This is a genomic window from Curtobacterium sp. AB7 (assembly GCF_044909335.1).
Taxonomy (GTDB): Bacteria; Actinomycetota; Actinomycetes; order Actinomycetales; family Microbacteriaceae; genus Curtobacterium.
The window spans coordinates 247,979-274,877 of the sequence record NZ_JBIYED010000001.1; the positions used below are offsets into that span (position 1 = coordinate 247,979).

Consider the following 26,899-nt stretch of genomic DNA (forward strand, 5'->3'; position numbering starts at 1 on the left):
TACATTCTAGAGCGTTTTGTACAACTCAGACGAGCGCCGTGGTGCCGACTGATTCCCGCTCGAGCAACGATCGCTTGACGTCGAGCCCCCATGCGAAGCCCCCGAGTGTGCCGTCGGATCGCAGCACCCGGTGGCACGGCACGAACAGTGCGGGAGCGTTCCGTGCGCACACGCTGGCGGCGGCCCGCACGGCGTCCGGACGACCCATCGCCCCGGCGAACTCGGTGTAGGTCAGGGTGCCGCCGGCGGGGATGCGGCGGAGCTGCCGCCACCCCTCGGTGAACAGGTCGGTGCCGAACTGCCGCACCGGCACCTGCATGGCGTGCTCGACCTCGCCCGAGTAGAAGGCGTCCACGGCATCGGCGGCGGCGACCGTGCCGTCGACGATGCGGGTGGGTCGGTACCGGTCGGCGAGCCGCCCGAGGATCCGGTCGACGGAGTCGGTCCAGCCCGAGGCGAGGACACGGCCCTCGGCGTCCTCGAGCACGGTGAAGGCCCCGTCGGGGGTGTCCAGGGTCTGGATGGTTGCGTCGGTCATCGTTCGTCCTTCCGAGGGTTCTCGTCTGCGTGCCGCGCACGGCCGGTGCCGTGCGCCCGTGCGCCGGCGGCCGTCGTGATCGCGCGGTCGATGATCGGTCGCCAGCAGTGCATCGTCAGGTAGCTCCGCCAGGGCGCCACCTGCTCCGACCATAGGGAGAGCTCGCGCGCCGTACCGGGCAGTCCGAGTTCCTGTGCACCGTTGCGCACCGCGAGGTCGCTGTGGAGGAACACGTCGGGGTGGTGCCGGACCCGGAGCGCCACGTAGTCAGCGGTCCACGGCCCGATGCCCTTCACCGCCAGCAACCGCTCGCGCAGCTCGTCGAGGGACTGTCCACCGTCGACCACGAGCGACCCGTCGGCGAGCGCCGCGGCGACCCGCAGGATCGTGTCGACGCGGGCGGCCGGACCGCGCAGCACCTCGTGGCCGCGGGCGGCGATGACCTCGGCGGACGGGAACAGCAGGCCGTCCGGCAGGATCGCCGACGGCACGGCGGGACCGAGCGCCGCCACGAGCCGCGTCTGGGCCGTCCGGGCCGCGGCGACGGAGACCTGCTGCCCGATGAGTGTGCGGAACACGATCTCGTGCGCGTCGACGGCACCGGGCAGCCGCAGCCCGGGGACCCACTGCACGGCCGCGGCGAGCTCGGGCACGGAACCGAGCACCGCGTCGACGGCGACCGGGTCGGCATCGAGGTCGAAGTACGACCGGACGCGGGCGACGAGCGTCGGCAGGTCGGACAGGTCGGTGACGCGCACCCGCAGGTCGATCCCGGTGCCGCGACCGGCTGCGGTGGAGCCGGGGGCCCCAGCGACCGCGGCCGATGCGCTGAACCAGCCCGGGCCTCCCGGCAGGTCGAGCAACCGCCCGTACGAGGTGACCCGACCGGATTCGTCGGTGTCCACCTGCTCCAGGCCCGGCAGGGCGTGCAGCGCGTGCCAGTCGAGCAGCCCCTGCGCGTCGAACGGCGGCCGCGCGGGCAGGTGCACGTGCAGTGCGCCGTCGGACGCGGGACGGAGCGTCCGACGGGCGCGCAGCTCGGACGGGGTGACGGCGAAGACCTCGCGGACGGTCTCGTTGAACTGGCGGACGCTCGCGAACCCGGCGGCGAAGGCGACGTCCGCGATGGGCAGGTCCGACGACGTCAGCAGCGTGCGTGCCGTCTGGGCGCGGTGCGCGCGACTGAGCGCCTTCGGACCGGCGCCGAGTTCGGCCGTCATGATGCGGTTGAGCTGGCGTTCGGAGTAGCCGACCCGTGCGGCGAGCCCCGGGACGCCGTCGCGCTCGACGACGCCGTCGAGGACGAGGCGCATGGCGCGACCGGCGACGTCCTCGCGCAGGTCCCACTCGGGGCTGCCGGGGGTCGCCTCGGGCAGGCAGCGCTTGCAGGCGCGGAAGCCGGCCAGGTGCGCCGCCGCGCTCGTGCGGTAGAAGGTGACGCCGGTCTCGCGGGGCGTGCGTGCCGGGCAGCTCGGTCGGCAGTAGATGCCCGTGGAGTGCACGGCGGTGACGAACTGGCCGTCGAAGCGCGCGTCGCGCGAGGCGACGACGCGGTAGCGCTCGGCGTGCAGTTGGTCGGTTCCGGGGATGGTCACGGGCCCAGCCTGACACGCGCCACCGACCGCGACTGGCGGAAATCGGACGCCGCGGCGGACGCGTGCGGGCGGGCCTCCGTGGCGCGTCGCGTGGGCGGGCGGGCCCGAGGTTCCGAGATCTCGGCATGTCGGCGCTCCGTGCGCCCGCCCGTGGAACCTCGGCGCGGCACCGACGGCGTGTTGCGGAACCTTGGCGCCGCGGTACCGACGACGGCACGGCGTCGACCGGGAGGCCCGGCTAGCGTTGGGCGGGTGACCTCCGGAGACGACGTGGCCGGGTCTGACCACCGGGTCGGCTCCGACGTGCTCGCCGACTCCGTCGACCTGCCGTTCCGGACCGAGGTCGAGATCGCACTGCTGCTCGTGTCGCGCCGCCACCGCTACGAGGGCAGGCCGGCCGACGGCGCCTTGCCGGTGCTGCCGGACGAGCCGGACGAGCTGCGGGACCGCGTCGAACTCCGCACCGGGCTCGGCATCGTCGGCGACCGGTACTTCGCGGCGCGGGCGCACGTGCACGCCTCGGTGACGGTCATCGGGCTCGAGGGCCTCGAGGAGGTCGGACGATCACTCGGCGTGCCGGTCGATCCCGTGGCGACCCGGCGGAATGTGTTCCTGCGGGGCGCCGACGTCGAGGCGCTCCGGGGCGAGCCGTTCTCGCTGCAGAACCCCGGCAGCGGTGCCGTGCTGTTCCGCGGGTACCGGCCGGCGAACCCGTGCGCCTGGATGGACCACGAGGTCGCGCCGGGGGCGTTCCGGGCGATGCGTGGACGGGGCGGGGTGCGGTGCGACCCCGAGTCCGACGGCGTGCTCGCCCTCGGACCCGCGGTGCTCCGGACGACCCGCCCCGTCGCGCTGCGCTGACAGCGGCAGCGCCGTCAGCGGCAGCGCCCTGCGCTCACGCGGTCAGCGCGCTCTCGATCGCATCGACGAAGGCCGGCAGGTCGTCGGGATTCCGCGAGGTGATGATGCCGCCGTCGACCTGGACCTCCTGGTCGACCCACTCGGCGCCGGCGTTCCGGACATCGGTCTGCAGCGACGGGAACGAGGTGATCGTCCGTCCGCGCAGCACACCGGCCTCGATGAGGGTCCACGGGCCGTGGCAGATCGCCGCGACGGGCTTGTTCGCCTCGACGAAGGCCGTCACCAGGGAGACCGCCGAGTTGTCCTGTCGCATGGTGTCCGCGTTGATGGTGCCTCCGGGGACCACGAGCGCGTCGTACCCGGTCACGTTGACACCGGCGATGGTGGTGTCGGGGTCGAGGGACTTGCCGGGGTCCTTGTCGCCGACGAGGGTCGCGATCGAACCGGAGTCCTGCGCCGCCACGGTCACCGTCGCGCCGCGCTCGCGGAGCTGGTCGACGGGCACGACGATCTCGTCCTGCTCCACGCCGTAGTTCGTCGCGATGACGAGGACCTTCTTGCCGTCCAGGGTTGCCATGGTCGCTCCTTCCGCGGCCCGGTGGTTCCGGCCGCACCTGCGGCCCGGTTGTTCCGGCCGCACACCCGAGGGTCGTCGGGGAGCGCTGGGCGTGCCCGAAGGACGCAGCGGGTCCTCAGCCGCGGATGCGGAAAGCGGACCCTTCGGGCTCGACGGTGATGCCGTCGTACCCCGACACCCGGTAGAGCCCGGCCGTGACGTCCGACTCGTGCGGGCCGACGACGACCGTGGTCGCTCCCGAGGCGATGGCCGACTCGAGGCCGGCGGGGGCGTCCTCGAACGCGACGCAGTCGGTGGCCGCGACACCGAGCAGCGCAGCACCGCGCAGGTACCCGTCGGGGTGCGGCTTGCCGTGCTCGACGTCCTCGGACGGCACGAACGCCGTCGGCATGGTCAGGCCCGCTGCCGCCATCCGGCCGGCGGCCAGGTCGCGCGGTGCACTCGTCACGAGCGCCACCGGGACCCCGGCGTCCAGGAGCCGGTCCACGAAGGCGGCGGCCCCGGGGATCTCGAAGATGCCCTCGCTGCTCGCGCTCTCCTCGGCGACCAGTCCGGCGGCGATGCGGAGCTGCTCGTCGCGGTCCAGGTCGGGCAGGAAGTGCTCGATCGTGCTGATCGCCTGACGGCCGTGCGAGAAGGCGAGGATGTCGGCCGGGTCGATGCCGCGGTCCTGACCGAAGCGGGTCCAGGTCGCCTCGACCACCGCGGTCGAGTCGACGAGGGTCCCGTCCATGTCGAAGAGGACCCCGGACGCCACGATGTCGATCACGCGCCCGACCCTAGCCGACGCGGTCGACCGGTACCGAGACTCGGGCGGTCGGCCCCGAGACTCGGGCGGGCGGCTCCGAGACTCGGGTGGTCGGCCCCGAGACTCGTCCCCGGCGACACTTCGCGGCCTCCGGAGCGCGAGGAGTGTCGCTCAGGCCGAGACTCGGGCAGACGGCACCGCCCGGACGTACCGGGTCAGCAGCACGTCACCCGCACCGCGGAGCACGTGCGCGGGGCGCATCCGCCGCAGCTCCGGGGAACCGCCGCGGGCGATCCGCGGCCCGGTGCCGCCCTCGAGCGACGGGTCGATCGTCAGGGTCAGCTCGTCGACGGCGTCCGCGGCGATGAGCGACCCGAGGAACGTCGGGCCGCCCTCGCAGTGGATCGTGCCGAGCCCCCGCGCCACCACTGCGTCGCGGACGAGCGACACGTCGACCGACTCGGGATCGGCCGCGGAGCTGCACGGCACGACGTCGGCGACGGACGACAGCGCGACCCCGGCGTCCGACGGCGCCGCAGCCGCGGAGGTCAGGACGACGGGCCGGACCGGGGCCTCGGTGAACACCCGCGAAGCAGGATCGAGCGACAGCGACCGTGAGACGATCGCGAACACCGGGTGGTCGGGCATGCCGTGCGCCCGACGCCAGGCCACGTCGGCGTCGTGCAGGACCATCGGCCCGTAGCCCTCGTCGCGCACGGTGCCCGCGGCGACGAGCACCACGTCGGCCACCCGGCGGAGCAGGTCGAACACGCGCAGGTCGTCCGGACCGCCGAGCGACCCCGAGACCCCGGCGGCCGAGGCGGACCCGTCGAGCGTCGCCACGAAGTTCACCCGCAGCCACGACGCCGACGCACCCGCGGTGTACAGGTCGATCAAGTCGTCGTCGGACAGGTCAGCGATCGACGGGGGCAGGAGGTTCACGTGTTGTGCCGCGCTTCCACCGGCGCGCGCCAACCGAGCGTCGCCTCGACCATGCGCATCGCGTCGACGCTCTCGACGACGTCGTGCATCCGGACGATCCGCGCCCCGAGCATCGCGCTCACGGTCGCGACGGCGAGCGACCCCGCCAGGCGTTCGCCGCGCGGGCGTCCGAGCGACTCCCCCACGAAGTCCTTGTTCGACACCGCCGCGAGCACCGGGTACCCGAGCGCCACGACCTCGGGCAGGCGCCGGGTCACCTCGAGCGTGTGCACGGTGTTCTTGTTGAGGTCGTGGCCGGGGTCGACGACGATCCGCGACTCCGGGATCCCCGCGGTGAGCGCCCGGTCGACGCGCTCCCGAAGGAACCCGACGACGGACGCCGTGACGTCGTCGTACCGGGGCGGCTCCGGCAGCTGCTGGCGCGGCGGGGCGGTGGAGTGCGTGATGACGATCGTGGCTTCGGAATCCGCGACGACGGCAGCCATCCGGGGGTCCGACAGGCCGGTGGTGTCGTTGATGACACTCGCACCGGCCGCGATCGCCGCTGCGGCGACCTCGGGGCGGAACGTGTCGACGCTGACGGTGACGTCGGACTCCTGGGCGAGCTGCTCGACGACGGGCACGACGCGGTCGACCTCGTCCGCAGCGGGGAGCTCGGGCCCCGGAGCGAACTTCACGCCGCCGATGTCGACCCAGTCGGCGCCCTGTTCGGCAGCCCGGACGGCGGCGACGACGGCGCGGTCGAGCTCGAAGGTGGCACCGCGGTCGTGGAACGAGTCGGGCGTGCGGTTCACGATCGCCATCACGGCGATGCGGTGGTCGAAGTCGAACGAACGGCGTCCGATCGTGCGGACCGGGTCGCGCAGGTCGGGCACCACCCAGCCGTGTCCAGCCGTGCCGTCGGGGAGGCCCGTGGCGCGCCCGTCGGTCGTCATGCGTCCGCCCCGGTGTCCGTCACACGCCCCGCACCGATGAGCGCGATCGCCTCGGCCCGGCCCGCGGCGTCGGCCAGCGAACCGTTCGCCGCGACGGTGACGGTCGTCGACCCGGTCTGGCGCTCCCCACGCGTCGTCACGCACTGGTGCTGCGCGTCGAGGACCACGAGGACCCCCTCGGCGCCGAGCCCCTCGGCGATCGTCGCGGCGACCTGCTCGCCCAGTCGTTCCTGCAGCTGCGGACGCGAGGCCACGGCGTCGAGCACACGCGAGAGGGTGCCGAGCCCGATCAGCCGGTCGCCCGGCGCGTAGGCCAGGTGCGCGACCCCGAGGAGCGGCAGCAGGTGGTGCTCGCAGACGGACCGGAACTTCACGTCGCGGACGATGACGAGCCGACCGCGTTCGCCGTCCTCGGCGTGCACGGTGCCGTCGCGGGCGATGGCCACGGCGTCCGTGCCGATGCCGGCGAAGAACTCGGCGTACGAGTCGGCGACCCGAGCGGGGGTGCGTTCGAGTTCGGGGCGGTCGGGATCCTCGCCGATGCCGAGCAGGAGTTCGCGCACCGCGGCCTCGACGCGGGCACGGTCCATGCGTGACGTCACCCGACCATCCAACACCAGCCGTAGCCGGAGAACGCGAGCCGACGCACACCGTGACGTCCCCCGATCGCGCGGGGCGGGCCTCCCGGTCGGACGACGACTTCGTCAGTCGGACGCGGTGTGCCGGGCGAAGGTCGTCGCGACCGGCTTCTGCGCACCCCACAGGCCGGTGTCACGATCGACGGGCACCAAGCCGTAGACGTCCTGTCCGGGGGCGGCGGTGGGCTGGTCGAGGAGCTCGTAGAGGAACACGTGCGTCAGTGCGCTGGGGGCTCGGTCGCGGAGGGCGACGATGACCTCCTCGAGTCGGCCCGACTGGGCGGCGAGCCGGGAGCGGTCCGTCCCGGCACCGCCCTCGAGGTTGAGTTCGGTGATGAGCACCTGCTCCTGCGGCAGCGCCCCCAGCCGCTCGATCACAGCGAGCAGTTGGTCGTCGCCGGTCAGCTCGTTCTGCTCCCGCTGGACGTACCAGTTGAGTGAGTTGACGTCCCAGAGGACGCCGTCCTCGTGGAGGCGTTCGAGGAATCCGGTGTGCTTCCAGGCCACGTTCGCCACGGTGCGCGCAGCCGGGTCACCGAGCCGGACGCCGTCCCGGAGCGCCGACTGCACGTTGCGGACCATCGGTAACGCCTCGGTGTCGAAGTGCTCGGGCCGGGATCCGTCCACCCCCTTCCTGATCGCCACGTTGTCGAGTTCGTTCGCCAACTGGAACCAGGGGATCCGGCCCGCGTAGCGCTCCACCACGGGCACGCAGTTGTCGAGGAGCGACTCGTACGACCGTCGGTACCCGCCCTCGGGCGTGAGGACGCAGAGCAGCTCGAGGTCGAGCTGCTCGGCGGTGTCGACGACGGTGTCGTACCACTGCCAGTCCCATCGGCTGGACATGGCCTGCGGCACGAACCAGTCCACCCGGTAGGAGTCGCACCCGAACACCTTGGCGAGTTGGAGTTGCTGCACCACGTCGGCTGCCGGGTAGGAGAAGCCGTCGATCCAGGGGTGGTGTGCTCCGACGCCGAACCGCAACGGCATCCCGCGCGCTCTCGGTCCCGCCGTGCCGGACGCGCCCGCGGCCGATCGCGGTCCCCCGGAAGCGAGCGATCCGCCGAGCAGGGTGGCCCCCGCCGCTTGGAGGAGCGTGCGACGGCGGGGCATCGCGGGCCGGTGACTCGACTGGTTGCTGTGCATCCACACAGGCTAAGGAGCGTCCTGCACCAGCGCCCAAGAGTTCGTATATCGCGCTGAAGCTCGCGCTCTGTGAGGATCCTGTGACATGCCGGAAACCCAGCAGGCTTTAAACTTGCTCGGTGAGCGCCCCGCAGACCGACACCCCACCCCGGAACCGCTTCGCGACCGGCCTCGATCGATACTTCTCCATCACGAAGCGCGGATCCACGATCCCGCGCGAGGTGCGAGGCGGAGTCGTCTCGTTCGTGACGATGGCGTACATCGTCATCCTCAACCCGCTGATCCTCGGCGGGTTCAGCGCCGACCAGGCCGCCAAGGACGTCTCCGGCGGCTGGCTCGAGAACGCGCAGGTCGCCGCCGCGACCGGCCTCGTCGCCGGCCTGATGACGATCGCCATGGGCGTCATCGCGAACCTGCCGTTCGGCATCGCCGCGGGCCTCGGGATCAACTCGTTCCTGGCCGTCAGCGTCGTGCAGCAGGTCACCTGGGCCGAGGCGATGGGACTCGTCGTCATCAACGGCGTGATCATCGTGATCCTGGCGTTGACGGGGATCCGGACGATGATCTTCACCGCCGTCCCGGCGCAGCTGAAGGCCGCGATCACCGTCGGCATCGGCCTGTTCATCGCCTTCATCGGCCTCGTCGACTCGGGCTTCGTGCGCTCGTCCGGGCTCGCGTCGCCGCCACTGCAGCTCGGTGAGGACGGCTCCGTCGGCGCCCTGCCGACCATCGTGTTCCTGATCGGCCTCGTCATCATCGGCACACTCATGGCCCGCAAGGTCAAGGGCGCCCTGCTCATCGGGATCGTCGCCACGACGATCATCGCGATCATCCTGCAGGCAATCTTCCAGGTGCCGACGTCGGTCGACTCGAAGACGGGCTGGAACCTCAACGCCCCCGGTCTGCCGAGCGCGCTGTTCGCGTTCCCCGACCTCTCGCTCGTCGGCCACGCCGACCTGTTCGGCGCGTTCAGCCGCATCGGGCCGTTGGCCGCGTCGATGCTCGTCTTCACCCTCGTGTTCACGAACTTCTTCGACGCGATGGGCACCATGACCGGCCTGGCGAAGGCTGCCGGCGTCGCGAAGCCCGACGGCACGTTCCCCCGCCTGAAGTCGGCGCTCGTCGTCGAAGGCGTCGGCGCGATCGCCGGCGGCGGCGCCTCGGTGTCGTCGAACACCGTCTTCATCGACTCCGCCGCCGGCATCGGCGAGGGCGCACGCACCGGCATGGCGTCGGTCGTCACCGGCCTGCTGTTCCTGGCGTCGATGTTCCTCACCCCGCTCACACAGGTCGTGCCGCTCGAGGTCGCCGCTGCCGGGCTCGTCGTCGTCGGCGCCCTGATGGTGGCGCAGGTGGCAGACATCTCCTGGACGGACTTCGGGTCGGCCCTGCCCGCGTTCCTGACGATCGTCGTCATGCCGCTCACCTACTCGATCGCGAACGGCATCGGCGTGGGCTTCATCAGCTGGGTCCTCATCAAGCTGCTGTCCGGCCGGGGTCGCGAGGTGTCGTGGCTGCTCTACGTCGTCGCTGCGGGCTTCCTGCTGTACTTCGCGCGGGGGCCGCTCGAGGCGCTGCTCGGCGTCGGCTGAGGCCGGGCGGACCGCGCGCGGTCCGCTCCTACGGTGCGCTTGCCTCCCGCACAACCGAAATCGGCTCGCGCCACGGAATTCCGTGGTGCGAGCCGATTTCCGTCGTGCAGGGAGTGCCGACGTTCGGCCGGGAGGCCCGTGCTCAGTCCGGCAGGTCGCTCGGCGTCGCCTCGTGGTGACGTCGACCGCCGGACCGCCGGTCCTCCTTCATGCCCGCCTCGAACAGGTGGCGGCGCCCCTGCACGAGCTCGTCCCGCGCAGTGCGCTCGAGCTCCTTCGCCAGGGCGTAGTACCCGTCGTCGTAGTCCTCGACGACCTGGAACGTCCAGCGGCCGGCGATGACGTTGCGGCCCACGAGCTCCGTGTCGACGCGGTCGGCCAGTTCGGTGTGGCCTGCCTTCCGGAGCTGCTCGACGGCTTCGCCGAGGTTCAGGTCGGCGGTGCCCGTCAGACGGTGGAAGCCGTAGAGCAGGCCGCGGGCGTGCTCGATGACCTCGACCGCGGCCGACAGTGTGCCGAGCGCCTCGACCGTGGCCTCGGACACTCCCTCTGGGACCTGGTGCTGCGCGTCGGGGCCGTGATCATCGTTCGTCATGCTCCCCGTCTACACGAGGGCGTCTGCGACCGCGGACGGTGTCGTCCGCGACCCGCCGTCACGTCGGCGAGCGCTTGCGGGGTCTCGCCCGGCGACCTAGCATTCGAACACACGTTCGAACGAGGAGGCCCGATGATGATCACGGAGACGGCTGCCACGGTGTGGTGGTCCGAGGGCGCACCGAGCCGGCTGGTCTGGGGCGGGCGCCGTTGGCGGGTGAGCGACACCCCGACCCGTCTGACCGTGACGCGGGCCGAGCTGCCGACCGCAATCACCCACGCCCCCGAGCGCACGGTCGGCTGGCGGTTCCAGGCCACGGCCGACGACGGGGACACGCTGGTGGTCGACATCGTGCCCGAGGGCAGCGGCTGGGGCGTCGCGCGGACGTGGACGTGAGCGCCGCCCCGGATGCGGACTACGTCGTCACGCGGTCGACCGGCGCCCGCTCCGGCGCCGGTCGTTCCATGAGACGCCAGGCGCCACCCGTCAGCGGCGCGAGCGTCACGACGGTGTAGAGCACGACGACCACCCCGAACGTCGCCTGCACACCGACACCCTCGGCCGCGAACCCGGCGAGCAGTCCGCCGAGCGGGATCCCCGCCCACGACCCGGCTCCGAGCAGCCCGAACACCCGAGCGCGCATGTGCTCCGGGATGCGCTCGAGCTCGACGGCTCCGAGGATCGGGTTGAGTGACCCGGCGGCGAGGCCCGACACCGCCGAAGCCGCGAGCATCCACGGCAGCCCGAGGCCGAGCGCCGGCACCAGGAGCGAGGGCCCACCCGCGAGCACGAAGCACACGACGAACGTGATCCGACGGGGCACGCGGTGTGCGACGTACCCGAAGGCCACCGACCCGAGGAACGCCGCACCCCCGAAGGTCCCCGTCACGAAGCCCAGCGCCTGCGCCCCACCGAGGGTGTCGGCGGCGTAGAGCGGGAGCAACGTCGTCGATCGGGCCGCGTCGAGCAGGTTCGTGATCAGCACGAGGGCGATCACGAGCCGGAAGAACGGGTCGCGGACGCAGAACCGGAAGCCCTCGGCGATGTCCCGCCAGTACCCGCTGGTCGGAGCCGCCTCAGCGCTCGCGGCCGCAGCGTCGTCGCCCGCCGGCCGGACCAGCACCGCAGCGAGCAGGGCTGCGGTGCCGAACGCCACCGCGGTGCAGACGAGCGCGGCCATCGGTCCCGCAGCCGCGACGAGCACCCCGCCGAGCGGCGCGCCGATGAGCACCGAGAGTCGCTGGGACGCCTCGAAGTGACCGACCGCGCGCTCCAGCGGCACGCCGGCCGATCGTGCGAGACCCGGGAGCAGGACTCGACGTGCGGACTCCCCGGGCAGGTCGAACAGGCCGCTCACGAACACGAGGGCCAGGAGCGCCCAGAACGGCAGACCCACCGTCCAGGCGAGGACCGGCATCGCCAGCAGGGTCGCACCGCTGACGAGGTCCGACGCCACGCTCGAACGGACGAACCCGACCCGCTCGACGAGCGCCCCGCCGAACGGGCCGCCGAGGACGATGGGGACCGTCGCGGCGAAGGCGGCGATCCCGACGTCCGTCGCCGAGCCACCCCGGGCCAGCACGGCGAACGGCACGGCCACGGTCGTGACGACGTTGCCGGTCCGCGAGACGACCTGGACCGCGAGCAGTGCACGCAACCGTGCCCGGGCGTTCACGGTCGCCCCATCCGGTAGCTCTGGGTGACGGCGATGACGCGCTCCGACCCGTCGCCCGGTGTGTGCGCGTCGCTCACGGCCGTCCATCGCTCGACGACGGCGCGCAGTTCGGCGCCGAGCCCGGTGAGTTCGTCGGCGGTCAGTCGCAGCACCTCGTCGGAACTGGTCGACGCCGCGACCCACTCGCGGCCGAGCACGGGCGCCTGGTCGATGAACCGCCCGTACTCGGCCGCGTACGCATCGGCGACGGTGTGGTCGAGTGCCGTCGTGGCGAGCATCCGTTCCGGGTCGTCGAACGCATCGGCGAGGTCCCACGACGTGTGGTCCGCAGTGGCACGCCACCACCGCTCCCGCCGGTCGGAGCCGAGCTCCGGCGCCGGCTCGATGAAGTCCGCGTCGGCCAGACGCTTGCAGTGGTAGCTGATCGTGCCGGGCGCCTCGTCGATCTCGTCGCCGAGCATCGCGGCGGTCTGCGGTCCACCGGATCGCAGGAGCCCGACGATCCGCAGTCGGGTCGGGTGGGCGAGGGCGCGCATGTGGGCGGCGTCGTCGAGTCTGCGCACGGTCATGCTCTGAGAATATATGCACAAGAACTCTTGCGCAATGCTTCTTGTGCAGTTGATCGACTGGGACCGCCGCCACCGCGCTACGGTTCCGGCATGGCGAAGTGGATCGCGCTGCTGCGCGGAGTGAACGTCAACGGCATCACGATCAAGAACGCCGACCTCGCGGAACTGCTCCGCGGACTCGGCTTCGACGACGTCCGCACGGTGCTCGCGTCCGGCAACGTGGTGTTCGGCGCGGACGCCGACGCGCGGACCCTGAAGGCCACGATCGAACAGGCGCTCCGCGAGCGCTTCGGCTACGACGCGTGGATCGTGCTCGTCCCGCACGACGACCTCGAAGGCATCGTCGAACGGTTCCCGTTCGACCGGGCCGACGATCGGCACGACTACGTGGTGTTCGGCTCCGACGACGACGCCCTCGACGCGCTGCTCGCCGACCTCGCGCTGGACACCACGGTCGAGCAGGTCGCCCGGGGTGGCGGGGTCGTGTACTGGTCCTGCCCGAAGGGGTCGAGCACGGACACCGTGTTCGCGAAACGGGCCGGAGCAGCACGCTTCAAGCGCACGACCACGACGCGCAACACGAACACGCTCCGGAAGCTCCTGTGACCCGAGGCGCCCTGCACCACGTCGAGCTCCGCACCGCCCACCTCGACACGGCGAGCAGCGCGTGGGGCTGGCTGCTCGGCGAGCTCGGGTACACGCCGTTCCAGGAGTGGCCAGCGGGCCGGAGCTGGCGACTCGGAGACGTCTACGTCGTGCTCGAGACCGCGCCGCTCGACGGCACGCACGACCGTCGACGGCCCGGACTGAGCCACCTCGCGTTCCACGCCGGCGATGCCGAGCAGGTCGAGCAACTGTGGACGGACGCGCCGAGGCACGGGTGGACCCGCCTGTACGAGGACCGGCACCCGTTCGCCGGCGGACCGGACCACCGTGCAGCCTTCTTGGAGGACACCGAACGCTTCAAGGTCGAGCTCGTCGCGAGCTGACCGGGTCGAGCGGGCCCCAGCCGACAGCCGACGTGACGCCCTACGCGGTCGTCTCGTCCACGTCGAAGTCGCGCTGGAGCGAGATCGTCGGGATCGACGCCGTGATCACGGAGCCGTCGGCGCGGAGCGTGCCCTGGATGTCGCTCGTGGTCGGTGCGTGCCCGGACATCCGCGGCCCCTGGTGCGGGAGCGGGACCACGGTCGGCTCGCCGGCCTCGATGTCCCACTGCTGGTTGTGCACCCACGCGGTGAAGCCCGAACCCGTCTCGACCGTGAAGGTCATGGCGTCCTGCCCGAGGTCGACCCGGACCCGCGACCCGCGCACGGTCAGTCGGTAGGTCAGCGAGTCCCAGTGCCGCGGCAGTCGCGGGTTGAACGTCATCCGGCCGCCGTGGTCGCGCATGCCGCCGAACCCGTTGACGAGCGCACCCCAGATGCCACCGGTCGACGCGATGTGCACGCCGTCCGAGGTGTTGCCGTGCAGGTCGGCCAGGTCGACGTAGAGCGCCGTCTGGAAGTACTGGTCGGCAAGGTCGTGGTAGCCGACCTCGGCCGCCATGATCGACTGCACGACCGCCGACAGCGTCGAGTCGCCCGTGGTGAGCGCGTCGTAGTAGTCGAAGTCGCGGCGCTTCTCGGCCGCGGTGAACTCGTGCCCCTGCAGGAACAGCGCGAGCACGACGTCGGCCTGCTTGAGCACCTGGAACCGGTAGATGACCAGCGGGTGGTAGTGCAGCAGCAGCGGGCGCTTGGACTCGGGGGTGTTCTCGAGGTCCCAGAGTTCCTTGTCGAGGAACTGGGCGTCCTGCGGGTGGATGCCACGGTGCGGGTCGAAGGGGATCTCCATCGACTCGGCGGCGTGCTCCCACTCGACGAGCTCGTCGGGGCGCAGACCGGTGCGCCGGATCATCCGGTCGTACTCTTCGACGTCGTCTGCCGCGAGTTCGCGGCACGCGTTGACCGCGAACCACAGGTTCGCCCGCGCCATGACGTTCGTGTAGAGGTTGTCGTCGACGACGGTCGTGTACTCGTCGGGTCCGGTGACGCCGTCGATGTGGAACTTCTTGTCGCCGTTGGAGCGCCAGAAGCCGAGGTCCGCCCACAGCCGAGCGGTCTCGACGAGCACGTCGATCGCCCCGCGCTTCAGGAACTCGGTGTCACCGGAGGCCCGCACGTACTGCATCAGGGCATGGGCGATGTCGGCGTCGATGTGGTACTGCGCGGTGCCGGCGGCGTAGTACGCGCTCGACTCCTCACCGTTGATCGTTCGCCAGGGGAACAGGGCCCCCCGCTGGTTCAGCTCGCGTGCCCGCGAGCGTGCGGCGTCGAGCATGTTGTAGCGGAACCGCAGCGCGTTCCGGGCGACGATCGGCGCCGTGTACGACAGGAACGGCAGGACGTAGATCTCCATGTCCCAGAAGTAGTGCCCGCCGTAGCCAGAGCCGGTGACGCCCTTGGCGGCGATGCCGTGCCCGTCGGTGCGGGCCGTGGCCTGCGCGAGCATGAACAGGTTCCACCGGACCGCCTGCTGGATCTCCGGCTGCCCGGCGATCTCGACGTCGCTCCGGGCCCAGTAGTCGTCGAGCCAGACGCGCTGCTTCTCGAACGTCTCGTCGATGTTCTCGGCGTGCGCCCGGTCGAGCGTGCGGTCGCAGCGGTCGGCGAGTTCGCGCACCGGGACACCGCGGGAGGTGTGGTACACCACGTGCTTGACGAGTCGGATCGGCTGCCCGGCGCGCGCCTGGACGCGGTAGACGTGCTTCGCCAGGTCGTCGTCGATCGACGACGACTCGTCCCAGCTGTTCTCCGTCTCGAGGTGGTGTTCCACACCGACGCAGATCGTCATGCCGGAGCTCGACGCCTGGTACCCGAGCAGGGAACGGGCGCCGGTGCTGCGCTTGAGCTTCGGTTCGAGCACCCGGTCGGTGAAGGCCTCGGCCTTGCGCGGGTCGAAGGCGTTCGCGGCTGCCCGCATCCCCGCGTGGTACTCGTCCTGCACGTCCTGGCGGTTGAGGATCTGGCTGGACAGCAGGATCGAGGCGTCCGCGTCGAGCACGGTGACCTCGTAGTCGATGACGGCGAGGTGTCGATCGGTGAACGACACCAGGCGGCGGGACCGGATGAGCACGCGCTTGCCGGACGGCGTCGACCACTCGGTCTCGCGGAACAGGTAGCCGCCGCGGAACTCGAGGCGCCGCGTGTGGCGGAGGATGTCGGCCTCGGCCAGCACCAGGGGTTCGTCGTCGACGTAGAGGCGGATCACCTTGGCGTCGGGCGCGTTGATGATGGTCTGGCCGGTCTTGGCGAACCCGAAGGCGTCTTCGGCGTGCCGGATCGGCCAGGTCTCGTGGAACCCGTTGATGTACGTGCCGTACTGCACACCGCCACGGCCCTCGTCAAGGTTGCCGCGCAGGCCGAGGTACCCGTTGCCGACGGCGAAGTTCGTCTCGGCGACGCCCTGCTGGTCGGGGGTGTACTCGGTCTCGACGAGTGCCCACTCGTCGACCGGGTACCGGACGCGGTCGAGCGGGTCCGAGGTGATGGGGTTCATGGTGCTCCGTGGGAAGGGAGAGTGGCGTGGGGACGTCGGTTCGACCGGGAGGCGCGGATCGCCTCCGGTCCGCTGGCCTACGTGGTGCTGGTGGTCGCCCGGGGAAGGTCAGCGACCAGGTCGGCGAGGTCCGTCACGACGACGTCGGCACCGTGTTCACGCAGCGCATCGGCGCCCGCTCCGCGGTCGACCCCGACGACGAGCCCGAAGGCCCCGTTCCGGCCGGCTTCGACACCACTGGTGGCGTCCTCGACCACGACGCACTCGGCGGCGGTCAGTCCGAAGCGCCCGGCGGCGTCCAGGTAGGTGTCGGGAGCGGGCTTGCCGGCGAGGCCGTCCTGGCGGGCGACGAGCCCGTCGACCACGACGGTGAACCGGTCGAGGATGCCGGCGGTCCGCAGCACCGAGACGGCGTTCGCGGAACTCGAGACGACCGCGACGTGGAAGCCGGCGTCGATCGCGGCGGTGAGGAACCGGAGCGAGCCGGGGTACGGCTCGACGCCGTGCTCGTCGAGCTCGGCGGTGAACTCGGCGTTCTTCCGGTTGCCGAGACCACACACGGTGTCGTCGTCCGCACCGTCGTCCGGGGTGCCCTGCGGCAGGTCGATGCCCCGTGACTCGAGGAGCGACCGCACGCCGTCGTACCGCGGCTTGCCGTCGATGTACGCGAAGTAGTCGGCCTGCGTGTACGGCGCGACCCCGTGCGCGTCGAGGTACGGCGTGAAGAGCCGGCTCCAGGCGCGCATGTGCACGTCGGCGGTGGGGGTGAGGACACCGTCCAGGTCGAACAGGAGCGCTCGCGTGTCCGCGAGTCGCGCGGGTGTGCGCCGGGTCGGCGTCGTCATCTGCAGCCCTTCAGGGAACCGGGTTCGTGGACGTTGCTCTCGTCGAGTCTAGGACCGCTCCAGCACGGGTGCTCAGGCCGCGCCGTCAGCGCAGGCCAGGGGCCGGCGGCAGGTCGCGCGCCCACTCCTCGATCGCCGAGGAGATCTGCTCGCGGGCGGCCTCGCGGCTGATGGTCGCCGTGCGGTCGCCCGGCTGGTCCCCGTAGGCGCCGAAGTCGGCGTGGTTCGACCCCTGGACCTCGGTCATCGTCGCGGTCGACGGCAGCAGGTGCCGGGCTGCGTCGACCTTGTCGGGCGTCGAGAGCCCGTCACGCGAGCCCGAGACGCTCAGCACGTCGATGTACGAGCTGCTGATGTCGTTCGCGCAGTAGCTGCCGAGCAGCAGCAGGCCGTCCGCGTCCTGCGCGAGCTGGCAGGCGCGGACCCCGCCCAGCGAGTGCCCGCCGACTGCCCAGGTCGCGACGTCCGGCGCGTGCGCCTCGAAGGTCGAGAGCGGCCGGGTGTCGAAGAACGCGAGGTTGAGCGTCGGCTTCGTGATGACGACGGTCGTGCCGTTCGCGACCACCTGCCGGAAGGTCGCCATGTACGCGTACGGATCGACCTTGGCACCCGGGATGAACACGATGCCCTTGCCGTCGGCCTGCCCCGTCGGCGTCATCACCACGGAGTCACCGGCGTCCTGGACCGACACACGGTCGTCGCGCCAGACCTGCAGCGCAGCGCTCCGGGTGCCCTGCATGACGATGTGCGCCCAGACGAGGAACACCACCACGACCAGCAGCAGCACGGCGACGATCCACGCGGTCCACCGCAGTGCTCGGTTCATGCGACCACCGTACGGCGCATCGGCACGGCGGCGTTCGCTTCGTGAGCAGGAATGGTCGGGTGCGGCGTGCACACCCGACCATTCCTGCTCACGATGTCGCCCGAGATGGGCGACCGTGACCCGCTACTTGATCGCGGCGCGGATCTCGGCGGCTGCTGCGCCGACGTCCGACGCGCTGTAGATCGCGCTGCCGGCGACGGCGATGCGGGCACCGGCCTCCTGCACCGAGGCGACGGACGACGCGTTCACGCCACCGGCGATCGAGAACGGCACACCCGACTCCTTGCCGGCGTCGAGCAGCGTGGAGAACGTGAAGCCCTCTTCCGCCTGCTCGTCGAGCCCGGCGTGGACCTCGACGAACTCGGCACCGAGCGCGACGACCTCGCGGGCACGGGCGGCCTTGTCGTGGACGCCGATCAGGTCGACGACGATGCCCTTGCCGTGCTTCTTCGCGGCCTTGACGGCGCCGACGATCGTCGAGTCGCCGGCGACACCGAGGACGGTGACGAGGTCGGCACCCGCCGAGAACGCGATGTCGGCCTCGAGCTCGCCGGCGTCCATCGTCTTGAGGTCGGCGAAGACGATCTTGTCCGGGTGGGCTTCCTTGATCGCGGTGACGGCGGACAGGCCGGCGCTCTTGATCAGGGGCGTGCCGAGCTCGAGGACGTCGACGTGGGGCGCGGCCGCTGCGGCGAGTTCGAGGGCGGCTTCGGTGGTCAGGGTGTCCATGGCGAACTGGAGCTGCATGTGGATGCCTTTCATTCGAGGTTTGCGTGTCGGGGCCAGAGGTCGTCGGCGGACTGCCCGCCGCGGGACCAGAGCGTGTGGAACAGGGCGTCGCCGACCAGGGCGACGGCCTGTTCGAAGAGGCTGCCGGCGTACTGCGCCGAGGCCGTGCCGGAGCGGTCGGTCTTCGTCGCTGCCGGCAGCACGAGGGTGGTGTCCGCGACCTCGGACAACGGGGAGTCGTCGGTGGTCGACAGGGCGACGACGGACGCGCCGACGTCGTGCGCGGTGCGGGCCGCCTGCACGATGCCGGTGGTCGTGCCGGACCCGCTCGCGACGAGGAGCACGTCCCCGGGCCGGATCGCGGGCGTGGTGACCTCGCCGACGACGTGGACGTCGCGACCGAGGTGCATGAGCCGCATCGCGGTCATGCGCAGTGCGAGTCCGGAACGGCCGGCGCCGTGCACGAAGACACGGTCGGAGCGGTCGATCAGGTCGAGGGCGCGCTCAGCCGACGCGTCGTCGACGTTCGCGGCGAGGTCGGTGACCTCACGCACGATCACGTCGAACGCTGCGGGGACGGTGGGTTCTGCCATGTCCACGATCATGCCGTCACGCGGCCCGCCGCACCGCTACCCGCGTCGGCAGGCATCCCACCCGATCGGGTGGCCCCGTCCGCACGGGTGGGACAGGTAGGTTCGGCACCCATGGACGCCATCGCACCCGACCGGGAGGCCCGCGGCGAGCCCGCCAGTCGGCTCGCCGCCTCGGAGCACGCCCGGACCGTCGCCGAGCAGGCGGACCGTCAGGCGCTCACCCTCGAGTCCGTGCTCGCCGTGCTCCGGTCGCCGCGGGTGTCCGATGCCGCCGCGCGGGCCGAGGCCGTCGAGATCGCGTCGGCAGCACTCGTCGACCTGCGCACCGAGACCGACCACCAGCGCAGCACCCTGCTCGAGCCGGTCACCGGGGCGTTCTCGCGCCTCCGAGCCGACCTGCGCCCGCTCGTCCGGTTCGGCGACCTCGACGTGCAGTTCGTCGAGCCGCCGACCACCGGCCGCGCGCTGCCCGGCGACGTCGCCCACGCGGCCCGGGCCATCGTCCGGACCGCCGTGCTCGCCCTGGTCGACGGTGGTGCGGCCAAGCGGGTCCGCATCCAGTGGGACTGCGACGGCCGGAACCTGCTCATGCAGCTCCGCGACGACGGCTCCGGCACCCTCGACGTGCACGACGACGCCATGCGGCCGATCGCGGAGCGGGTCGTCACGCTCGACGGCCGGGTGCAGGTCTCGAGCACGCCGGACTGGGGCTCGGTGCTCGACATCTCGTTGCCCCTCGACCCGTCGCCGACCGAGGTGGACTCGGTCGCGGACGACGACCTCACCCCGCGGGAGCGCGACGTCCTGCGCCTTGTGGCGACGGGCGTCGGCAACCGCGAGATCGCCGAGGGCCTGGGCATCAGTGTGAACACCGTGAAGTACCACGTGGCGAACCTGCTCCGGAAGCACGGCGCCCGGACCCGCGCCGAGCTCGCGGCCCTCGGTCACGCACGCTGATGCTCATTCCTCGGGCACGTGGTCTGCGCGATGACGGCGGAACCCCAGCACCGCTGCCCCCAGGACGAGGAGCAGGGCGGCGGCACCGGCGATCAGGCTGAGCCCCGCGGCTCCGGTGAACGCGAGCGCACCCTCCGAGCCCGTCGCGGAGGCTGCCGCCCCACGATCCGCACCCACGGGGCTCCCCGAGTCCGCAGGACCTGGCGGCACCTCGGGAGCAGCATCGCCTCCCGTGTCCCCGGGGCCCTCCGGGTCTCCGGGAACCCCCGGCCCCTCGGGTTCCTCCGGGCCCACCGGCGGTTCCACCGGTCCCTCCGGAGCCGGCAGGAGTCCGGCGTCGATGGTGCGGTCCTGCTCGACCCCCTCGATCCTGCCCTCGGCGGACTCCGACGTCGCGATCGTGATCGCGCGGGTGGTGCCGTCACCGGCAGCATCGGAGTCGACCGACCGGTCGTCGCCGACCAGCGCCGTCGTGAAGTCGCGGCCGTCGACCGCGGTCCAGCGCACGGTGTAGGTGCCCGGGCGCAGCCCGTCGAACGCGTACGCGCCCGCAGCGTTCGTGGTGGTGCGCTGGTCCACGGCGGCGCCCGTGTCGTCGATGCCGGCGAGGTGGACAGTCGCACCGGGGACACCGGGTTCGTCGTCGTCCTGCAGGCCGTCGCGGTCATCGTCGGACCACACCAGATCGCCGATCGAGCCAGCGACGACGGTGATGGTGGCCGGGTTGGACTGCACGGGGAGCGCCAGGTTCGACGCGCGGAGGCCGAAGCGGTTGGTGTGCGTGTCGCCGTCCTGCTGGCCGTCGGTGGCGACCGCGACCTCGTGCGTCACCGTCTCGCCGACACCGACCGGGGCCGAGCGTTGGATGCGGAAGGCGGTCACGTCAGCCAGGTCGGTCGGGCAGCCGACGGCACCGAGCTCGGCCTCCGTGCACCACCTGGTCGCGCCACCGGGTGCGTTGGACGGGTCGGCGGCGTCGTTGACGACGTCCCGCGGGGCACGGCTGGTGTACAGCGCCCGCTCGCCGGCAGCAGCGTCCACCGTGACGACCTCGGCGAGGCCGGACGTTCCGTGGAAGGTCGAGCGGCCGGCATCCCCGCGGTGGGGGATGACGTCGATGACGTCGATGCCGTCGATCGGGGTGGCGTCGATGTTCGTGTACCCGAGGGTCCACTCGAGGCGGTCGCCGGTGATGACGACCGGCTCGACGGCGGTCTTCTCGACCCCGACGCCGCCGGTGTTGACGATCTGGAGGGCACGCGCGGCGGTGCGGAGATCGGTCGGAGACCTGTCGGTCGGCGAGTCGATGCCGGCGACGTTCGTGATCGCGCCCGGGGGGAAGAGCTCGGAGATCTGGACCCGGTAGGTGATCGGCGCGACCTGCTGGTTCGGCTCCGTGTCGAACGTCCAGGTGAGTCGCTGGACGTCCCTGCCGCGCTCGTCCGTCGTGGTGTCGATCTCCGGGGTGACGGACGCGCTGTCGGGCACGTAGCGCGTGAGGTGCGGCAGGACATCGCGGACGGTGACCGTGGACGCTCTGCCGCTGGCCTTCCCGTTCGTGAGCGACGGGTACAGGGCGTAGTCGACGGTGTCGCCGGCGAGGGCGAAGCTGGTCTCGTTGGGGGTGTCGCCGGCGTCGTGCCCGGGATCGACGACCTTCTTCTGGATGCGCGCCAGGTTCTCGGTGATCAGCACACTGTCCGACAGGGGGCCGGCCCCGAGGTCGGCGTCGGACCAGGTGTCGTGCTGCCAGCGCGGATCTCGATCGCCGAACCACCCGTGACCGAAGTCGTACGCCCGTGTGCCGTCCGCAGCGTCCTGGAGTTCCGTGAAGCTGTAGAGCGCCCCGGTGCTCCCGCCGGGCACGTCGCCGACGGCACGGACGGCGCCGATCGCGTCGATGCCGCCGGGAACGTCAGCCGGATCCTCGAACCACGGGCCCGCATCGTCCTCACAGGTCGCCTGGCGCTGCCCGGCCGCCGGGCTCGACATCTCGTACGCCGCGTACTGCACCTTCACGTCACCCGTCATGCCGGAGACCCAGCTGTACTGCCCGTCCACCTGCGTGAGGCGCTGGGTGCTGCGGTCGAACGTGTCGCACAGGATCGCGTTCTCGTACGGGGTGAGACCGTCGTTCCACATGCCGATGTCGCTGCGTACCGCGTCACCAGGGGTGTGCCAGGGCTCACCGGCCTTGGCCGAACCAGGGATGACGTCGCCCGTGTCGTTCGTCACGCGGTAGAGCTGCTTGGAGATCCCTCCGGAGCCGTACTCCGTGATGGTGCGCGCTGCACTGTTGTCCGAGGTGGGTTCGGTGCCGCCGGGGTAGTTCTGCGCACCGCTGATCGAGGTCGTCCGGAGCGGCGTGAAGGTGTTCACGGAATCGACGCTCGTGCCGGTCGGTGGGTTCGGCATCCACAGGCTGATGTAGCCGGACACGACGTAGTTCCTGTCGCCGCCCACGACGGGGCCGCCGTCGACGTTCTTGGTCGGGAACTGGGTCGGGTCGGTGATGGTCCCGGTGATCGTGACCTCCACAGCGCTCCCCGGGGCGTCCTGCACGCAGGTGATGCGGCCGGAGTCGACGACCCCGGTCGCGCCCCCGCCGGCTCCTGCGGGCAGGCCCGGCAGGACGCCGGGTCCGCTCGTGTTGTGTCCGCAGACCGGGCGCCCCGCGTTCCAGAGCACGGCACCGGAGGGCAGATCGCCCAGGATCTTCGACAGGTCGTCCGTGAACGTCATCGGCCCTGCGCTCTTCTCGAACCCGAGCAGGCCCTGACCAGCGACCAGGGGCTGCCAGTCGACGGCGATCGGGTACGTGACCTGCAGGCCCGGCGAGCCGTCCGGGCCGACGGCGTCGGTGATGAGCCGACTTGCGTGGACGTCCTTGCTCAGGTTGTAGCGGGCCGCGGCCGAGACGGTGACGGTGTCGGACGTGGCGCCGACGGAGCCGTTCTCAGCGCCGTCGGCGGTGGCCGTGACGGGCACGCTGATCGCGTCCCCGTTCCGCATGTCGCCGGAGACGTTGAGGACGATGGGCACGAAGACGGTGTTGCCCTCGGTGAGTGTCCCGATGTTGCAGAGCAGCTCCGCGCCGGCGATCGCCGAGCCGGCACCCGTGCAGCGGCTCGGCACGCCGGCCCAGGTCGTCCCGCTCGGTGCGGTGGCGGTGAACCGCTCGTTGGTGCTGCTGCCGTCGTTCGAGTTCAAGGAGACGCGGTAGGTGATCGCGTCCATCGTCCGGACGGTTCCGTTCTTCGAACCGGTGTCACCACCCGGCACCGCGTCCGGTGTGAAGGGGCCGTTCCCGTCCGTGAGGACGTCGACGGCGACGGCGACGGTGCTGTCGACCGTGCCCGCGGGGCGTTCGGCGGCGGCCGTGCTGTCCCCTCCGACCGCCTGGGCCGGGACTGCGGCGAACACGAGTCCGGGGACGATGCCGAGTGCGGCCGACATCGCGAGGGCCGTGCGTGCAGGACTGCGGGATCGCATGTGACTCCAAGTCTTCGTCGACGCCGGAATCGGCTGCCGATTCGAGGGAGCAGATCAGCCCCCGCTCAGGATCATATGAGTGCGATATCTCACACGCAACACATTGCGACCGCCAAGGTCTGCTCGGAACTCGCTCCGTTCACTTCGCGGGCGTGACCCGGCGCGACCGCGACAACGGGTACCGACGGTCGAGCGATGGCTCGACGACGCTGACCATCACGAACTGCGAGAGCAGCTCAGCGGGCATCGCCCTCACGGCGCGAAGCGGTAGCCCATGCCGGACTCGGTGAGCAGGTAGCGCGGATGCGCCGGGTCCGGTTCGAGCTTCCGCCGCAGCTGCGCCATGTACAGCCGCAGGTACCCGGAGTCGTTGCCGTGTGAAGGCCCCCACACCTCGGTCAGGAGCATCTCGCGGGTCATCAGCCGGTCGGGGTTCGTGACGAGCACCTCGAGCAGGCGCCACTCGGTCGGGGTCAGCCGGATCGCGGGACCGCTGGCCGGGGTGACCTGCTTCGCGACGAGGTCCACGACGAGGTCGCCGATCCGGATCGTCGGCGCGCTGTCGACACCGGCCGGGGCACGGCGTCGCCCGAGAGCCCGCAACCGCGCCAGCAGCTCGTCCATCTGGAACGGCTTCGTCACGTAGTCGTCCGCGCCGGCGTCGAGTGCGTCGACCTTGTCGGACGAGTCGGTCCGTCCGGACAGCACGAGCACCGGGACCTGCGACCACCCCCGGATGCCCTCGAGCACCCCGATGCCGTCGAGCCGGGGCATGCCCAGGTCGAGCAGCACCAGGTCGGGCCGTTCGGTGATGACGGCGTCGATCGCCGCACGGCCGTCCTTCGCCGTCACGACCTCGTACCCGCGGGCGGCGAGCGTGACGGAGAGGGCCCGGACCAGTTGCGCGTCGTCGTCCGCGATCAGGACCTTCACCGGAGCTCCACTCCCACGTGCCCGGCGATCGGCAGCCGCACCACGACGGTGAGCCCACCACCCGGGGTGTCATCGACCTCGATCGTGCCGCCCATGCCCTCGGTGAAGCCCCGCGCGAGTGCGAGACCGAGCCCGAGGCCCGTCTCGTTGTCGGTGTCGCCGAGGCGCTGGAACGGCTGGAAGACCTCGTCGACCCGGTCCGACGGGATACCCGGACCGTGGTCGGCGATCCGGAGCTCGACCCCGCCGCCGAAGGCGCTCGCCGCGACGCGCACACGGGTGCCGTCGGGAGCGTAGCGGACGGCGTTCGCGAGCAGGTTCACGACGACCCGCTGCAGCAGGACCGGGTCGGCGAGCACCGGCGGCAGGTCGGCCGGCAGGTCGAGGTCGACGTCGTCGGGCCCGAGCTCGAGCTCGTCGAGCGCGGGGGCGACCACCGTGTCGAGGGCCAGCGGCCCGGACGCGACCGCGAGCACACCCGCCTGCACCCGGCTGACGTCCAACAGGTCAGCCAACAGCACCGCCAGCTGACCGAGGCTCTCGTCGGCGGTCGCGAGCAGTGCCTCCCGGTCGGCCCTGGACAGGTCGACGTCCAGCGCACGCAACGACTGGACGGCGGCCGAGGCGGCCGCGATCGGCCGACGCACGTCGTGGCCGACGGCCGCGAGGATCGCGCTGCGGACGCGGTCCGCCGCCGCGATCCGCTCCGCGTCCAACGCGGTGCGCGTCAACGAGCGGTGTTCGACCGCGGCGTCGAGCTGCTGCTCGACGACACGCAGCAACCGGCGCTGGGTCGGGTCGTCCGCAGCGCCCGCGAACTCGAGCACGGCGCCGGACGGGAGGCTCGTGGCCGCGTCCGGCGTCTCGCCGAACGTCCCCGACGTGGCGGGTTCCTCGTTCCCCTGCCGGATCCGGACGCCGGCAAACCCGAAGGCCTCGCGGGTGCGGTCGAGCAGGGCCTGCAGGGCGTCGTCGCCACGGAGGACGCTGCCGGCGATCCCCATCAACAGGCCGGACTCCGCCGCGGCGCGACGGGCAGCACGCGAACGTCTGGCGGACCGGTCGACCACGAAGCTGACGAGCACGGCGCTGATGACGTACATGACGAGGGCGAAGAGGTGCCACGGCTGCTGCACCGTGACCATGTGCAGGGGTTGGACGAAGAAGAAGTCGAGGCTCAGTCCGGACAGCACCGCGGTGAACACCGCTGGCCACATCCCGCCGACGAGCGCCACGACGAGCACCAGCAACTGGTACGCCAGGACGTCCACGGTGATGGCGTCGGGGTCGCTGCCGATCGACAGGACCCAGGTGAGCAGGGGCCCGACCAGGACCGAGAGTACGAACGCGGCGAGGACCCGTCCGCGGGACAGACTGCCGCCGAGCTTCGGCAGGGCGAAGCCACCACCGGCGCGCTCGTGCGTGACGACGTGCACGTCGATGTCGCCGGACTCACGGATCACGGTGTTGCCGATGCCCGGGCCGGTCAGGGCCGCGGCGAGCCGACTGCGACGGCTGACGCCGATGACGATCTGGGTCGCGTCGATCGACCGCGCGAACCGCACGAGGGTCGACGGCACGTCGTCGCCGACCACCTGGTGGTACGTCCCGCCGAGCTGTTCGAGCAGGGTGCGCTGGGCACCGAGCGCCCCCGGGTGCCGCTCGCGCAGGCCGTCGTTCGTCGTCACGTGCACGGCCGCGAGTTCGCCCCCGGCACTGCGGGCAGCGATGCGGGCCCCGCGGCGCAGCAGGGTCTCGCCCTCGGGCCCGCCGGTCAGGGCGACGAGCACCCGCTCGCGCGTCTCCCAGCGGTGCTCGATGCCGTGCTCGGCACGGTAGGCCTTGAGCGCGTCGTCGACCTCGTCGGCCAACCAGAGCAGGGCGATCTCGCGCAGCGCGGTGAGGTTGCCGAGCCGGAAGTAGTTGGACAGCGCCGCGTCGATGCGGGCCGCTGGGTACACGAGTCCGTCGGAGAGCCGCTCGCGCAGGGCAGCCGGCGCCAGGTCGACGACCTCGATCTGGTCGGCCGCACGCACGACGGCGTCGGGGACGGTCTCGCGCTGCACGGTGCCGGTGATCTCGCGGACCACGTCGCCGAGGGACTGCATGTGCTGCACGTTCACCGTCGAGATGACGTCGATCCCGGCGTCGCGCAGCGCTTCGACGTCCTGCCAGCGCTTCTCGTTCGCACTGCCGGGAGCGTTCGTGTGCGCGAGTTCGTCGACGAGGGCGACCTCGGGTGCCCGGGCGATGACGGCGTCGAGATCGAGGTCGTCCAGGTCGACACCGCGGTGCGAGACGGTGCGGCGCGGGATGACCTCGAGGCCGTCGACGAGCGCGGCGGTGGCGGCGCGTTCGTGCGTCTCGACCACGGCGACGACGACGTCCCGGCCCTCGTCGAGCAGCCGGCGGCCCTCCTCGAGCATGGTGAACGTCTTGCCGACACCCGGTGCGGCACCGAGCAGGACCCGTAGCTTGCCGCGCTTCACGTGCTCATCCTCTCGCGTCGAGTTCCGCAGCAGGTGCGAAGCCGGGCGCAGGGCGGGATCGCGCCCTCGTGTGGTCATCGCGCC

At 71.7% G+C, this 26,899-nt stretch carries 25 protein-coding genes; 6 read left to right on the top strand and 19 right to left on the bottom strand.

Annotated features, from left to right (window positions below):
* Positions 1–25: 25 nt before the first annotated feature.
* Positions 26–538: a methylated-DNA--[protein]-cysteine S-methyltransferase gene (locus ABH929_RS01250; RefSeq protein WP_404559822.1), complete on the bottom strand. Its 513-nt coding sequence runs from the start codon at positions 536–538 to the stop codon at positions 26–28.
* Positions 535–2,133, bottom strand: coding sequence for an AlkA N-terminal domain-containing protein (locus ABH929_RS01255; RefSeq protein ID WP_404559823.1), 1,599 nt, complete (start codon positions 2,131–2,133; stop codon positions 535–537). Before ABH929_RS01255 ends, ABH929_RS01250 begins: the two co-directional genes overlap by 4 nt.
* Positions 2,134–2,436: 303 nt before the next feature.
* Between ABH929_RS01255 and ABH929_RS01260 the strand changes: the two genes are divergently transcribed.
* Positions 2,437–2,994 (top strand): molybdenum cofactor biosysynthesis protein, encoded by a 558-nt coding sequence (locus ABH929_RS01260; RefSeq protein WP_404560464.1) that lies wholly within the window; start codon positions 2,437–2,439, stop codon positions 2,992–2,994.
* Positions 2,995–3,028: 34 nt separating this feature from the next.
* Here ABH929_RS01260 and ABH929_RS01265 read toward each other — a convergent pair whose 3' ends face one another.
* From ABH929_RS01265 to ABH929_RS01290, 6 genes are all read right to left on the bottom strand, one after another.
* Entirely contained in the window at positions 3,029–3,571 is a 543-nt protein-coding gene (locus tag ABH929_RS01265; RefSeq protein ID WP_404559824.1) for a type 1 glutamine amidotransferase domain-containing protein, read from the bottom strand.
* 115 nt (positions 3,572–3,686) lie between these two features.
* Positions 3,687–4,340 carry an HAD-IA family hydrolase gene (locus ABH929_RS01270; protein WP_205463356.1) on the bottom strand — a complete coding sequence of 218 codons (654 nt, stop codon included), beginning with the start codon at positions 4,338–4,340 and terminating at the stop codon, positions 3,687–3,689.
* Positions 4,341–4,490: 150 nt separating this feature from the next.
* Complete coding sequence (locus tag ABH929_RS01275; protein ID WP_404559825.1) at positions 4,491–5,261, bottom strand: pyrimidine reductase family protein; 771 nt, start codon at positions 5,259–5,261, stop codon at positions 4,491–4,493.
* Positions 5,258–6,196, bottom strand: coding sequence for a dihydropteroate synthase (gene folP / locus ABH929_RS01280; protein WP_404559826.1), 939 nt, complete (start codon positions 6,194–6,196; stop codon positions 5,258–5,260). The genes ABH929_RS01275 and folP overlap by 4 nt, the downstream gene beginning before the upstream one ends.
* Complete coding sequence (gene folE / locus ABH929_RS01285; RefSeq protein WP_404560465.1) at positions 6,193–6,786, bottom strand: GTP cyclohydrolase I; 594 nt, start codon at positions 6,784–6,786, stop codon at positions 6,193–6,195. The genes folP and folE overlap by 4 nt, the downstream gene beginning before the upstream one ends.
* Before the next feature lie 114 nt (positions 6,787–6,900).
* The gene (locus ABH929_RS01290) at positions 6,901–7,824 is read right to left on the bottom strand and encodes a hypothetical protein (protein WP_404559827.1); all 924 of its coding nucleotides are present in this window, start codon (positions 7,822–7,824) and stop codon (positions 6,901–6,903) included.
* 275 nt (positions 7,825–8,099) lie between these two features.
* Here ABH929_RS01290 and ABH929_RS01295 point away from each other — a divergent pair, with 275 nt between their 5' ends.
* Positions 8,100–9,572: an NCS2 family permease gene (locus tag ABH929_RS01295; protein WP_404559828.1), complete on the top strand. Its 1,473-nt coding sequence runs from the start codon at positions 8,100–8,102 to the stop codon at positions 9,570–9,572.
* Between the two features lie 142 nt (positions 9,573–9,714).
* On the opposite strand, the gene ABH929_RS01300 is transcribed toward ABH929_RS01295, so the two are convergent.
* Entirely contained in the window at positions 9,715–10,167 is a 453-nt protein-coding gene (locus ABH929_RS01300; protein WP_205463359.1) for a hypothetical protein, read from the bottom strand.
* A 132-nt stretch (positions 10,168–10,299) separates the two neighbouring features.
* On the opposite strand from ABH929_RS01300, the gene ABH929_RS01305 reads away from it, so the two are divergent.
* Positions 10,300–10,563 carry a hypothetical protein gene (locus ABH929_RS01305; protein WP_111083527.1) on the top strand — a complete coding sequence of 88 codons (264 nt, stop codon included), beginning with the start codon at positions 10,300–10,302 and terminating at the stop codon, positions 10,561–10,563.
* Between the two features lie 19 nt (positions 10,564–10,582).
* On the opposite strand, the gene ABH929_RS01310 is transcribed toward ABH929_RS01305, so the two are convergent.
* Together ABH929_RS01310 and ABH929_RS01315 are read right to left on the bottom strand one after the other, a co-directional pair.
* Entirely contained in the window at positions 10,583–11,842 is a 1,260-nt protein-coding gene (locus tag ABH929_RS01310; RefSeq protein ID WP_263055054.1) for an MFS transporter, read from the bottom strand.
* Complete coding sequence (locus ABH929_RS01315) at positions 11,839–12,411, bottom strand: transcriptional regulator (RefSeq protein ID WP_263089350.1); 573 nt, start codon at positions 12,409–12,411, stop codon at positions 11,839–11,841. The genes ABH929_RS01310 and ABH929_RS01315 overlap by 4 nt, the downstream gene beginning before the upstream one ends.
* 90 nt (positions 12,412–12,501) lie before the next feature.
* Here ABH929_RS01315 and ABH929_RS01320 point away from each other — a divergent pair, with 90 nt between their 5' ends.
* Both ABH929_RS01320 and ABH929_RS01325 read left to right on the top strand, forming a co-directional pair.
* Positions 12,502–13,017, top strand: a complete 516-nt coding sequence (locus tag ABH929_RS01320) for a DUF1697 domain-containing protein (RefSeq protein WP_263055056.1) — start codon at positions 12,502–12,504, stop codon at positions 13,015–13,017.
* A complete protein-coding gene (locus tag ABH929_RS01325; protein ID WP_263055057.1) occupies positions 13,014–13,400 on the top strand; it encodes a VOC family protein in 387 nt (128 codons plus the stop codon). Before ABH929_RS01320 ends, ABH929_RS01325 begins: the two co-directional genes overlap by 4 nt.
* 40 nt (positions 13,401–13,440) lie before the next feature.
* On the opposite strand, the gene ABH929_RS01330 is transcribed toward ABH929_RS01325, so the two are convergent.
* From ABH929_RS01330 to hxlB, 5 genes are all read right to left on the bottom strand, one after another.
* Positions 13,441–15,951 carry a glycoside hydrolase family 65 protein gene (locus tag ABH929_RS01330; RefSeq protein ID WP_263055058.1) on the bottom strand — a complete coding sequence of 837 codons (2,511 nt, stop codon included), beginning with the start codon at positions 15,949–15,951 and terminating at the stop codon, positions 13,441–13,443.
* Between the two features lie 77 nt (positions 15,952–16,028).
* On the bottom strand, positions 16,029–16,796 hold the full coding sequence (locus tag ABH929_RS01335) for an HAD family phosphatase (protein WP_263055059.1): 768 nt from the start codon (positions 16,794–16,796) through the stop codon (positions 16,029–16,031).
* Between the two features lie 85 nt (positions 16,797–16,881).
* Complete coding sequence (locus tag ABH929_RS01340; RefSeq protein ID WP_263055060.1) at positions 16,882–17,622, bottom strand: alpha/beta hydrolase; 741 nt, start codon at positions 17,620–17,622, stop codon at positions 16,882–16,884.
* Positions 17,623–17,745: 123 nt separating this feature from the next.
* Positions 17,746–18,369 carry a 3-hexulose-6-phosphate synthase gene (gene hxlA, locus ABH929_RS01345; RefSeq protein WP_263089349.1) on the bottom strand — a complete coding sequence of 208 codons (624 nt, stop codon included), beginning with the start codon at positions 18,367–18,369 and terminating at the stop codon, positions 17,746–17,748.
* A gap of 11 nt (positions 18,370–18,380) precedes the next feature.
* Entirely contained in the window at positions 18,381–18,944 is a 564-nt protein-coding gene (gene hxlB, locus ABH929_RS01350) for a 6-phospho-3-hexuloisomerase (RefSeq protein ID WP_205463368.1), read from the bottom strand.
* 111 nt (positions 18,945–19,055) lie between these two features.
* Between hxlB and ABH929_RS01355 the strand changes: the two genes are divergently transcribed.
* Positions 19,056–19,901 (top strand): LuxR C-terminal-related transcriptional regulator, encoded by an 846-nt coding sequence (locus tag ABH929_RS01355; RefSeq protein WP_263055062.1) that lies wholly within the window; start codon positions 19,056–19,058, stop codon positions 19,899–19,901.
* Positions 19,902–19,904: 3 nt separating this feature from the next.
* On the opposite strand, the gene ABH929_RS01360 is transcribed toward ABH929_RS01355, so the two are convergent.
* The 3 genes from ABH929_RS01360 to ABH929_RS01370 all read right to left on the bottom strand — a co-directional run bounded on the left by ABH929_RS01360 (position 19,905) and on the right by ABH929_RS01370 (position 26,815).
* Positions 19,905–23,393 (bottom strand): SdrD B-like domain-containing protein, encoded by a 3,489-nt coding sequence (locus tag ABH929_RS01360; protein WP_263089348.1) that lies wholly within the window; start codon positions 23,391–23,393, stop codon positions 19,905–19,907.
* A gap of 252 nt (positions 23,394–23,645) precedes the next feature.
* Complete coding sequence (locus tag ABH929_RS01365) at positions 23,646–24,326, bottom strand: response regulator (protein WP_263055064.1); 681 nt, start codon at positions 24,324–24,326, stop codon at positions 23,646–23,648.
* Positions 24,323–26,815, bottom strand: coding sequence for an ATP-binding protein (locus ABH929_RS01370; RefSeq protein ID WP_263055065.1), 2,493 nt, complete (start codon positions 26,813–26,815; stop codon positions 24,323–24,325). The genes ABH929_RS01365 and ABH929_RS01370 overlap by 4 nt, the downstream gene beginning before the upstream one ends.
* Positions 26,816–26,899: the final 84 nt, after the last annotated feature.